Below are 12,121 nucleotides of genomic sequence, written 5' to 3'. Positions count from 1 at the left end.
AGTTGATGATCTTGATTAGAATATACAGGTGTTATAATCTTCGCAGAATGGAAGAGGAATGGTGGGTCGTCCGCGACTCGAACGCGGGACCAACGGATTAAAAGTCCGCTGCTCTACCAACTGAGCTAACGACCCTGAGGAGTAGAAATGATGAAGATCATTTTTACGACGCAAGATTTGGTAATTGCGCTATCCCGAAGGATAAGATGGTGGGTCGTCCGCGACTCGAACGCGGGACCAACGGATTAAAAGTCCGCTGCTCTACCAACTGAGCTAACGACCCATCTTAGGCTGTCAAATAAATGGTGGGTCGTCCGCGACTCGAACGCGGGACCAACGGATTAAAAGTCCGCTGCTCTACCAACTGAGCTAACGACCCATATCATTTGATGGAGCGTATTGTAGCAAGATATGAAATCAGCGCAAGTAAAAAATAACAAAGTTGCCCATGTTTGATTATAAATGCAACAAATTGAATTTATATACACAAAAAATAGGCAACTTCAGCACTTAGAAGCGATATTGATAGGCCTGGATGTTGGTAAAAACTTCTGGCGTTACATCGCAATAAGCATCCGCTCCCGGTAAGCACACCAGTAAACGCTCATTAGTCTTGCTTGGATCAAATGCTTGCTCTTTCAACTTATTTTTCTGGTATTTAAAAGTACCAGTGGTTTCGACCTGTTGCTGTATACGCAGGAATACCGGAACCGAATAAGCAGGCAGACATTTCTTGAAACAGCTCAACATCTCTTTCAGATCGGTATCGTTCAGTTCAGCTTCCGGTTTCAGCGTAATGGCTGCCATACCGGCACGACCATTGGTGTTTGGAATTTCCACCCCATACACCACTGCCTCTACAATCTTGTCATACTCGGTCAGCATGTTTTCCACTTCGGTCGTCGATACATTTTCACCTTTCCAGCGGAAAGTATCCCCCAAACGGTCGACAAACTGCGCATGACGGAAACCGATGTCGCGGACCAGGTCGCCGGTATTGAAATAGGCATCACCTTTGCAGAACACATCTTTCATAATGACAGACTTATTCTTTTCCGGATCGGTATACCCATCAAATGGCGAACGACGGGTAATTTTACCAATCAACAGACCTGTTGTGCCTTTTTTGACGCGTTTACAGTGACCTTTGACATCACGTACCGGCTCGTTTTTGTCTTTATCGAATTCAACAATCGCATACGGAGTTGGGGAGAATCCGACAGTATTGTCGAAATTGAACACATTGCTGAAACCGACATTGCCTTCACTGGATGCATATAGTTCAAGTACTTCTTCAATACCGAAACGGTTTTTGAACTTATCCCAGATATTTGGACGCATACCGTTACCGATCATTTTCTTGACGCGGTGACCTTTTTCCAGCTCTGAAGAAGGTGCATCCATCAGGTAACGGCAAAGTTCCCCGACATACCCGATTGCAGAAGCATCAAATTTTTGTACATCTTTCCAGAATGAAGAGGTCGAGAATTTACGGCGGATTGCAAATGTCCCTGCACCGGCAATCACACCACACCAGCATACCACCATGCCCGTCGCATGATACAGTGGCAGGGTGCAGTACATCACATCCTCTGTACCCAAGTTAAGCACATGACCATAGGTGCCATAAGCAAGGGTCCAGCGGCTATTGGTAAAGATTACGGCTTTCGGCAGACCAGTAGTGCCGGAAGTGTAGATGTAGAACAGACCATCTTTACCTTGCACACTATGTGTTGTTGATGGATTGAATTTCGGGAAAGTATCAATGACTTCAGCAAGATTGATAAAACCTTCAGGTGCCTGACCAGGATTTTGCTGGGTAGGCTGATCGGCAAACCAGTGGAAACGGTCCGCCGCGATATTCAGTTCATCACGGATCTCGGCAACCGCAGCGTGACATTCATCACCCACGATGACTGCAATCGGTTTGACCAGATTAATGCTATGTGCCAGCACTTTACCGACCTGTGAAGTATTCAGCAGGGCAATGGTCACACCAAGCTTGGCCAGACCAATCACGCTGGCGACCATTTCCGGGCGGTTCTCGACCATCAGGGCAACGACATCGCCTTTTTTCGCACCTAGCGACAGGTAGTAATGTGCAATCTGGTTGGCCCAGCCATTCAGTTCTGTATAACTAAAGCTCTGGTCTTCAAAACGCAGGGCAATACCTTCAGGGTTGCGCTGTACCGCTTTTTCAAAAGCGAGACCTAAACCTGCAGCAGTATTCGGGGTACGTATATAAGCCTGCCTAAGTCCATTGACCAAGTTCGGCACTTTTTTCAGGAAAGCGGGGATTTTGGCTGCGACATCAGCAATACCAATCAGATCATGTTGTGTGGTTTGGCTCATGGGAATCCTATTTTTTTTACGTATCCGATACGTGCACTGAATATGCAATAACTGTCCGTTGTAGTTTTAATGGTTGATTTAAAGAGTAATCAACCTAATTTGACAAAATCTAGCAAAAAAAACCTAGTCACCGAAATGACTAGGTTTTTTTTAGTTACTGCAATTGGGCGAATTATGACTCAGTTGCAGTATTGGCTTTCTTCGGTGGACGGCCACGTGGGCGACGTGGACGGGCAGGAGATTTCTCTGCTTTTTCCGCTTCTGTTTCCACTGTTTCTGCTTTTGCTTCAGCTACATTTTCAGCGGCTGATGCTTCTTCAGCGGCAGCAACTGGTGCTTTAGCTGTAACAGGTGCATTTTCAGGCTGTTCTGTAGCTTCTGGCTCAGTTTGAGCTGCTGTTACTGCAGTCTCGGGTTGATCAGCAACTAAAGGTTTAACAGGCTCGTCAGTTCTTAGAACTTCAATCGTCTCAGCTTGTTGTGCTGCCACAGCCTGAGCTTCAGCAGCGGGTTCAGTCGGTTTTTCTTCCGGTTGAGCTGCCTGTTTTGCTTGTACAAGTGCCTGTTCCGCAGCAAGTTTTGCTAGACGACGACGCTCACGTGGATCGTTAGCTACACGCTTTTCTGACACAGGTTTTGGTGGAGTCAGATCCAGTACCGGAGCAGGTTCTGGTTCAGGCTGAGCCTTGTTCACCTCTACATCACGCGTCACCGGTTTTTTCTCGGCGGTCACTGCTACAACAACAGTTTCATTGTATTGCTGCGTGAACTTGTCCAGTGCACGGTTGAAGGTCGCCATCAGGCCGAACTGCTCAATCAGTACTGAACAGTCTTCACCGTACACATGACGGATCAGGCTGCCTACGGTGTACTGACCAAGTGTCGGTACTTGTGAAGGACGAAGCTGAGCGGCCTGAGCCTGCTGACCTTGTGCAGCACGACGGTCACGACGACGTTGACGTGGGTCATTGCTGGCACGAGACTTTTCAGCTTTCGGCGTTACCTGCTCAAGCGCTGCTGCTGGAGCAGGGGCTTCAGTCAGATCAACCGCTTCAGTTTTCTCTTCCAGTTCTGCTGCCATCGTTGCTACGGCTGGTGCCTTTTCAGGTGCAGTTTCTTCAGCCGGAGTAGCCACTACAGGTGCTGTACCGTTCAGCGCTACGATTTCACTTTGTCCTTGATCGACATTCACCATCATAGCCGTTGGTGTAACATCCTGACGCGGTGCATCAATCAGCTCTACGCGTACTTGACGTTCATTAGCTGCTGGAGCTTCAACTTGAGCAGGTGCTTGTGGAGCAGCCGTTTGCTCATTCAGTACGCTTTGATCGCGGTGGCGATTAGGACGTTCTGGACGTTGCTGGTTACGACGGTCACGACGTGGCACAGCTGCTTGCGGTTCAGCTTGAGCATCCTGGTTGTGCTCTTGCTGATGGCGCGGATTCTTACGCTTTTGCTCACGCTGTTCTTGACGCTGTTCCTGGCGAGACAACTGAACCACTTCTTCATGCACTTGTTGTGGTGCATTGTCATGTTGTTGTGGTTCGCGTTGCTCTTTGTGCTTGTTGTTGCGCTGTTTTTTATGGCTGCGTTGTGATTTTTCTTCACGTTCAGCCTTTTCAGCCTGATCACGCTCTGGCTTATGTGCCACAGTTGATGGTGCAAGGTAAGCATTGCTGGTTGGTGTAGCAGCTGGTTGTGGGACATGCTGCGGCGCCTGCTGTGCAACAGGTGATGTAACTTGGCCGAACTGACCACGGCTGACTGCGCCATTATTTACCAGCTGTTCAATCGCAGCAGCTGCATTATTGGCAGTGCGAGATTGATCCACAGTTGCAGCCTGTTTTTGTACAAACAGGTTTTCTAACCATGCACATGGGCTGGCAGCAGGTGCAGCAACCTGGGCAGGTGCCTGTTGGGCAACCGGTGCTTGCTGTGCATTCTGGTTCTGATTTTGCTGTTGATTGTTACGGCGTTTGTTGTTTCTGCCGTTGTTTTGTTGCTGTACAGGCGCTGGTGCAGCTGCATGCGCATTTTGTTCTTCTTCTAAATGCCACTCAGAAGACTCATAACCCAGTTCTTTTTCGCTTGAACGTGTTGCTTCAGTACGTTCATAGCTAGTTGGCGCGAAACCTTCAGGATTGTAAGAAATCTCGTAATGTGGCGTTTCCAAATGTGGGTGCGGCAATACAGTCACACGTGTACTTGAAGTCTGTTCTAGGTAAACTAGGCTATGACGCTTTTCATTCAATAAGAATGCAGCGATTTCAACCGGTACTTCAACCTGAACTTCACCATGACGTTCACGCAGAGCAATTTCTTCTACTTTACGCATAATTGAAAGTGATAAAGAGCGCAGGTCACGTACCATACCTGTGCCATGACAGCGTGGGCAGACATAGCCCGTGGCTTCTTCAAGCGAAGGACGTAAGCGTTGACGGCTCATTTCCATCAGGCCAAAACGTGACAATTGACCAAACTGGATACGTGCACGGTCACTTTGGGTTGCTTCACGCAGTTTTGCTTCAACCATGCGCTGGTTGCGGTCTTTGGTCATATCGATAAAGTCGATCACGACTAAGCCACCAATATCACGTAAACGTAACTGGCGTGCAATTTCTTCAGCAGCTTCAAGGTTGGTATTTAACGCTGTATCTTCAACATCCTGACCACGAGTCGATTTTGCCGAGTTGATGTCGATTGACACCAATGCTTCAGTCTGGTCAATCACGATTGAGCCACCTGAAGGAAGTTTTACTTCGCGTTCATAAGCTGTTTGGATCTGGCTTTCGATACCGAAGTGAGCAAATAATGGCTCATTTAAAGTATAGGTTTTGAGCTTGTCTAACTGACGTGGCATGACCGCTTTTACGAAGTTGTATGCTTCGTTATAGGCTTGTTCTGAGTCAATCAGGATTTCAGCAACGTCGTCACGTAAATAATCACGAATCGCACGAGTTACTACGCCTGCTTCCTGATGAACCAGCATTGGTGATGGACCAGAGCTTGCAGTGCTTTGGATTTGCGCCCAAAGGTCAAGCAAGTGCTGAAGATCAAGTTGCAGTTCTTCTTGAGAGCGGCCGATCCCTGCAGTACGTACAATCACGCTCATACCACGCGGTACATTTAAAGAGGCCAGCATCTCTTTCAGCTCTTCACGCACTGAACCAGAAATCTGACGGCTGATACCCCCACCTTTCGGATTGTTTGGCATCAATACCAGATAACGGCCAGCAAGAGAAATAAAAGTAGAAAGGGCAGCACCTTTATTGCCACGTTCTTCTTTTTCTACCTGAACCAGAAGCTCGGTGCCTTCAGTGATCAGTTCGCGGATATTCGAAGTTTGGCGAGGATCTGCTTTGTAGTAAGTATTGGCAATTTCACGCATCGACAAGAAACCTTGACGACCCGCACCGTATTCAACAAATACAGCTTCTAAAGAAGGTTCTACGCGAGTCACGTGACCTTTATAGATATTAGATTTCTTTTGTTCACGGGTACGATTCTCTAAATCGAAATCGTAAAGACGCTGACCAGTGACAAGTGCAACGCGAATCTCTTCGGCATGTGTTGCATTAATCAACATACGTTTCATGGGTGTAACACCTTATAGTGATACACAGCAAAAAATCGCTATACACGTAGCGAACATCACACATCACGGATCAATGGCTCAAATCTGCAATGAATTTCATTGTGGTTTGAGTCTTTTATTCCCAGCGTCTATTTTGATATAGATCAGCTTTGGTTTTGATTCACGTATTGATGATGGCAATACGGCTTCAATCTTTAAACGATTAAAGTCACCTGAACGCTTCACTGGCGGACGAGCGGTGCATTGGATGTGAGTAACTTTCACTGTCACATTGCTCGAAGATCATCCCTTCTTTATAGATAGAGTGTCTTGATACGGAATTATCGTCGTACCTTTACAAACTGTGCAGATCCAATGCATCAAACGCTGTAGCCTGAAGTCGTCTTCAGGGTGCGACTAATCTGATGTGTATCAGTTTACGTTTAAAAGCCAACTAGGTTGGCGACATATTTTTTCAGACAAACTGATTTATGTACCTGAGGTACAATTAAACGCAACAGTTTGCTTTTTTGCCGATATAATAAGCCTTCGGCGTCGGCATAATTCTTTTGGGACCTTCCCGTATTATGTGAGGGTTTAATTGAATGATCATGTACAGAAATAAATCTGTCATGCACCAACTTTTACTCACAAACGATGGTTTCCGTGCGCTGACTATATCAAACCTTGAATCATCTGCCTATGGGCTAAGCTTATGTTTCTTGTGTAAAGCATAGCCTAAGTGGTCATTTATTAATCAATTTCAATCAATTTTTAGGTCATAGTAACTGTATGAATTCTACGCAACAATGGCAAAACGTCACGTGGTTTGAGGTGGATGAGCACCAAGATGGACAGCGAATCGATAATTTCCTGTTTAGCCGTCTAAAAGGTGTACCAAAAAGCCGCATCTATCGTTTGATTCGTGAAGGCCAGGTTCGCGTCAATAAAAAACGAATTAAGGCAGAAACTAAACTGGCCATTGGTGATCAAATCCGTGTGGCACCAATACGTTATGAACAAAAAGATGAATCTGCTGCACCGGTTTCTGACAAGGTCGCTCAAGGTCTGTTGGCACGTGTAATCTATGAAGATGAAGGCTTGATGGTTGTCAATAAACCTTCCGGGATTGCGGTACATGGCGGTAGCGGTGTGGCCTATGGCCTGATCGAAGGTCTGCGTGCTGCAACGGGTAAAAAATACTTGGAGCTGATTCATCGTATTGACCGTGATACATCCGGTCTGGTGATGATCTCGAAAAAACGTAGTGTGCTTAAAACCCTGCAAGATTTATTACGTGAACATAAAATTAAAAAAACTTATGCGGCAGTCGTGAAAGGGCAAGTAAGTCTGGATAAGCAACTTATTGATGCACCTTTACACCGTTATGAGCTGTCTAATGGTGAACGTCGTGTCCGTGTTTCTAAAGAAGGTAAGGATTCGAAAACCCAGTGGAATGTAGCAGAACGCTTTATGCATGCCACACTGGTCTATGCATCGCCATTGTCAGGTCGTACCCATCAGATTCGTGTACATGGTTTAAGCATTGGTCATCCGCTGGTGGGTGATGAAAAGTATGGTCATGAGACGGAGTATCGTGGGCCAAAACCACGCCGTTTATGTTTGCATGCCATGCGTCTGGAGATTCCGGGTTATCCGACCATTGAAGCGCCATTGCCAGAAGATATGCAGAGTCTGGTTGCACAGTTAAGAGCACAGAAGGCAGATAAGGTTGTAACGCCTGCGGAAGATGATGAGTAATCATTCTCATAATTTTTCTTTGATATTTCTAGATACTTAGAGAAAGTTCTCCCTCTTTTTTAAAGAAGGGTTAGGAGATATTTAAAATCTCTTAATTGTTGTTAAGTACAAGGCAATGCCTCAAAAGACCTTTATAAATTAAAGAACTATTTCGTAGGCTAGCCTTACTTTTCAAAGATGAGAAGTAACAAAAATCTTTTGTAGATCTGATGGCACTTCCTTGTGCCACAGATCTACAGCGACATCCATGTCGCAATCAAATAGCCAATATCATCTGTTGGGAAATTGCGTAATAGTAATTTTAGAATGAAACTCACTCTTCTTTTTCAAAAGAGGGTCGAGGTGGATTTAACCCTGAATCAAATCTAGGAAATCTTTATGAACTCACCTGTAAAACTGGTCATTTTTGATTGGGATGGCACTTTGTTTGATTCAGTTGGTCAAATTGTGGCTAGCCTGCAATTTGCCGCGCAGCAATTTAATCAACCGCTGACCGATGCTGATGCCAAAAGCATTATCGGTTTAGGTCTGCCGGAAGTCGCGCAACGATTATTCCCAGCTGTGCCAGAATTGCATGCGGATATTTTGCAGGCTTATTCAGAACATTATGTCGCGAACTCGGTTGAGGATGCCTGGTTTGAAGGTGTATCTGAGATGCTATACGCATTAAAAGATCAAGGGATTAAACTGGCTGTCGCTACAGGTAAAAGCCGTAAAGGGTTGGATCGTGTATTAAAGCAGACCAATAGTCTGGAACTCTTTCATGCAACTCGTGCTGCCAGTGAAACCCGTTCTAAACCAGATCCTTTAATGTTAGAGGAAATTCTGGCAGAAACTGGTATACATGCCCATGAAGCGATTATGGTGGGGGATACCTCTTATGACCTGGAAATGGCGCTGAATATTGTCATGCCAAGTGTAGGCGTAAGTTATGGTGTGCATACGTCAGAGACTTTAGCGAAGTTTAATCCGCTGTCGATTGTGAATGATGTCAGCAGCTTACATGAGTTTTTATTGGCTAAAGTCCAATGGAAGGAAGCGATTTAATTCAGTATGCTGGGTTTTATCAAATGACAGACAATTTATACAGTTTAAATGTCTGTCATTGAATTAAATTCGTGCATTTAGTCTAATCTTTTAGTCTAAAGCTGCAAACTTGATCAATTTGAACGACCAAAATTGTTGAGAATTTCACTCGGTATTTTTCTATTAAAATTAATCAAATTATTGTTTTATATGAATTAACATAAGAAATATTTATAGCTATTAGCTATAGCGAAAAATAAAATAACTATTGGCATTCATTCATTAATTTTCCGATTCTTAGACTGTTTATTTTTATGCTCTTTTCAGAATCCGCCACTTTTCCAAATTGCAGAACGTTTTTTGCTCTTGGTTTGGCTCGGTTCTGGATTCCAGCATAAACCTCATTTTTGCAGTTTAAGGAAACATTGATGTCGAATTCTGCTGTCGTTGAATCAGTTGCTCAAGCACTCCGTAGCGCTGAATTATCAAAAACTGCGATCACACCGATTCGCCCACAAATGGGTGGCGAGAGTGCTGACGTGGATATCGCCTATGCCGTTCAGGAAGTGAATACAGCACGTGCATTGTCTGAAGGCCGCCGTCTGGTCGGTCGTAAAATTGGTCTGACCTCTAAAGTGGTTCAAGCACAACTAGGTGTGGATCAGCCTGACTTCGGTATGTTGTTTGCCGACATGGCCTATGGCGATGGTGAAGCGATTCCTGCAGGTCTTTTGATTCAACCTAAAGTTGAAGCGGAAATCGCATTGGTGATCAAAGAAGATTTAACCAAAGAAAAACATACTTACGCAGACATTATCAGTGCAACTGACTATGCACTTCCTGCAGTCGAAGTGGTTGATAGCCGTATCGAAAACTGGAAAATCAGTTTAATCGACACCGTTGCAGATAACGCATCTTCAGCGGCTTTTGTATTGGGTTCACGTCCTGTGAAACTCGACAACCTTGACCTTGTAAATTGCAAAATGACCATGACTCGCGCAGGCGAAGTGGTGTCTCAAGGTGTGGGTAAAGCATGTCTGGCAAACCCGTTGAATGCCGCAGTTTGGCTGGCTGACGAAATGGTACGTCGTGGCCGTCCATTGCTTGCAGGTGACATCATTTTAACGGGTGCGCTTGGTCCAATGGTTGTCGCAAATGCAGGCGACGAATTTGTCGTTGAGATTGAAGGCTTTGGTTCAGTAACAGCTGCTTTTGCTGCTGAATAATCGAATATTGAGAGTACATTCATGAAAAAGATTAAATGTGCAATGATCGGTCCAGGTAATATTGGTACGGATTTGCTTTACAAGTTACAACGCAGCGAATGGTTAGAACCAGTATGGATGGTGGGTATTGACCCAACTTCTGAAGGTCTTGCGCGTGCAGCGAAAATGGGTTTAAAAACTACTGCTGAAGGTGTAGATGGTCTTCTTCCTCACGTTCTTGAAGATGACATCAAAATTGCATTCGACGCAACATCTGCCTACGTTCACGCTGAAAACAGCCGCAAGTTAAATGAACTTGGCGTGCTCATGATTGACTTAACGCCTGCAGCGATTGGTCCATTCTGCGTACCACCAGTGAACCTTGAAGCATTGCTTGCAGCTGGCGAAGTGCCAAACGTAAACATGGTAACTTGTGGTGGTCAGGCAACAATTCCAATGGTTGCTGCAGTATCTCGCGTTCAACCTGTTGAATACGGTGAAATCATTGCAACTGTATCGACTAAATCTGTTGGTCCTGGTACACGTAAAAACATTGATGAATTTACGCGTACAACTGCAGGCGCAATTGAGAAAGTTGGTGGTGCGAAACAAGGTAAAGCGATCATCATCATTAACCCGGCTGAGCCACCACTGATGATGCGTGACACTGTTCACTGCTTAGTTGAAGGTGAACCAGATCAAGCTGCGATCACTGAATCAGTACACGCAATGATTAAAGAGGTTCAAAAATATGTACCAGGTTACAAATTAGTAAACGGTCCTATTTTTGACGGTAACCGTGTTTCTATCTTCCTAGAAGTAGAAGGTCTCGGTGACTTCTTACCTAAATATGCAGGTAACCTGGACATCATGACAGCAGCAGCTGCACGTACTGCAGAAATGTTCGCTGAACACGTATTCAACAAAGAAGAAGCTTAAGGAGCAACCACATGTCTAAGATTATTGTTCATGATATGACTTTGCGTGATGGTATGCACCCGCAGCGCCATCAAACCACTGTTGAGCAAATGATTGCGATTTCAACAGCACTTGATGATGCTGGCGTACCTTTAATTGAAGTAACGCATGGTGACGGCCTGGGTGGTTCATCAGTAAACTACGGTTTTGCTGCTGCAACGGATGAAGAATACCTGTCTGCTGTTGTACCACGTATGAAGAACGCAAAAGTATCTGCATTACTTCTTCCTGGTATCGGTACGGTTGACCATTTGAAAATGGCACATGAAATTGGTGTATCTACCATTCGTGTGGCGACGCATTGTACTGAAGCGGATTGTTCGGAACAGCACATTACCGCTGCACGTAAATTAGAAATGGATACAGTGGGCTTCTTGATGTTAGCTCACATGGCTTCACCTGAAAAATTGCTTGAAGAAGCAAACAAGATGGTGTCTTACGGTGCAAACTGTATTTATGTGACTGACTCTGCGGGTTACATGCTTCCTCAAGATGTGATCGACCGCGTAGGTCACTTACGTCAACACTTGGACCCGAGCATCGAGCTAGGTTTCCACGGTCACCATAACTTAGGTATGGGTGTATCGAATACGGTTGCTGCTGTTCAAGCAGGTGCGGTACGTGTGGACTTGGCTTCTGCTGGTCTTGGTGCTGGTGCGGGTAACACACCACTTGAGCTGTTTATTGCTGTTGCAAACCGTATGGGTATGGACACTGGCGTTGACTTGTTCAAAGTACAAGACGTTGCTGAAGACCTTGTGATTCCAATGATGCACAATCCAATTCGTGCAGACCGTGATGCGGCAACTTTAGGTTATGCGGGTGTTTACTCTTCATTCCTGTTGTTCGCGAAACGTGCTGAAGCGAAATATGGCGTTTCTGCGCGTGAAATCCTGATGGAACTTGGTCGCCGTGGTACGGTTGGTGGTCAGGAAGACATGATCGAAGATTTGGCATTAACAATGGCGAAAGCACGTGAGCTTCAAGCTTAATTGTTAAAACGCAAGTTTTAAAAAAGCGTCCGAAAGGGCGCTTTTTTATTTTTAAATTTAAAAATATTTAAGCAACACAATTAAAAATAAATTTAGAAATAACTTATGTATGCTGTCGTACATAAATATTTGAACTGCGAAATAAATCCCCTGAATTAAATATCTATCATATTTTTTATAAATACAACTTATAGTTTTTGGGTATTATAAAAAGGGCGAATTCAAACATGAGG

General features: G+C 44.9%; 7 protein-coding genes and 3 tRNA genes. 5 read left to right on the top strand and 5 right to left on the bottom strand.

All coding sequences use genetic code 11. The annotated features are described in order from the left end of the window. Positions 1-59: 59 nt before the first annotated feature. From B3D47_RS03440 to B3D47_RS03420, 5 genes are all read right to left on the bottom strand, one after another. Positions 60-135, bottom strand: a tRNA-Lys gene (locus B3D47_RS03440). Positions 136-207: 72 nt separating this feature from the next. Beyond that, positions 208-283, bottom strand: a tRNA-Lys gene (locus tag B3D47_RS03435). 20 nt (positions 284-303) lie between these two features. Next, positions 304-379: transfer RNA gene (locus B3D47_RS03430), tRNA-Lys, on the bottom strand. A gap of 131 nt (positions 380-510) precedes the next feature. Further along, positions 511-2,352, bottom strand: coding sequence for a long-chain-acyl-CoA synthetase (locus tag B3D47_RS03425; RefSeq protein WP_248603253.1), 1,842 nt, complete (start codon positions 2,350-2,352; stop codon positions 511-513). 172 nt (positions 2,353-2,524) lie between these two features. Further along, positions 2,525-5,947 (bottom strand): Rne/Rng family ribonuclease, encoded by a 3,423-nt coding sequence (locus B3D47_RS03420; protein WP_286859934.1) that lies wholly within the window; start codon positions 5,945-5,947, stop codon positions 2,525-2,527. Positions 5,948-6,718: 771 nt separating this feature from the next. On the opposite strand from B3D47_RS03420, the gene B3D47_RS03415 reads away from it, so the two are divergent. The 5 genes from B3D47_RS03415 (at position 6,719) to dmpG (ending at position 11,888) form a co-directional block, all read left to right on the top strand. Further along, positions 6,719-7,687 carry an RluA family pseudouridine synthase gene (locus tag B3D47_RS03415; protein WP_008305495.1) on the top strand — a complete coding sequence of 323 codons (969 nt, stop codon included), beginning with the start codon at positions 6,719-6,721 and terminating at the stop codon, positions 7,685-7,687. A 378-nt stretch (positions 7,688-8,065) separates the two neighbouring features. After that, positions 8,066-8,734 (top strand): HAD-IA family hydrolase, encoded by a 669-nt coding sequence (locus tag B3D47_RS03410; protein ID WP_286859932.1) that lies wholly within the window; start codon positions 8,066-8,068, stop codon positions 8,732-8,734. 407 nt (positions 8,735-9,141) lie between these two features. Continuing rightward, the gene (locus B3D47_RS03405; RefSeq protein WP_286859930.1) at positions 9,142-9,939 is read left to right on the top strand and encodes a 2-keto-4-pentenoate hydratase; all 798 of its coding nucleotides are present in this window, start codon (positions 9,142-9,144) and stop codon (positions 9,937-9,939) included. A 21-nt stretch (positions 9,940-9,960) separates the two neighbouring features. Next, positions 9,961-10,857, top strand: a complete 897-nt coding sequence (locus B3D47_RS03400) for an acetaldehyde dehydrogenase (acetylating) (RefSeq protein ID WP_004729408.1) — start codon at positions 9,961-9,963, stop codon at positions 10,855-10,857. Positions 10,858-10,868: 11 nt separating this feature from the next. Next, a complete protein-coding gene (gene dmpG / locus B3D47_RS03395) occupies positions 10,869-11,888 on the top strand; it encodes a 4-hydroxy-2-oxovalerate aldolase (RefSeq protein WP_004813375.1) in 1,020 nt (339 codons plus the stop codon). The last annotated feature ends 233 nt before the right edge of the window (positions 11,889-12,121 follow it).

The sequence above is a fragment of the Acinetobacter sp. UBA3461 genome, from assembly GCF_002381195.1.
Lineage (GTDB): Bacteria > Pseudomonadota > Gammaproteobacteria > Pseudomonadales > Moraxellaceae > Acinetobacter > Acinetobacter schindleri.
The sequence above is the reverse complement of the archived record's forward strand: the minus strand, read 5'-3'. Positions and strand labels throughout refer to the sequence as shown.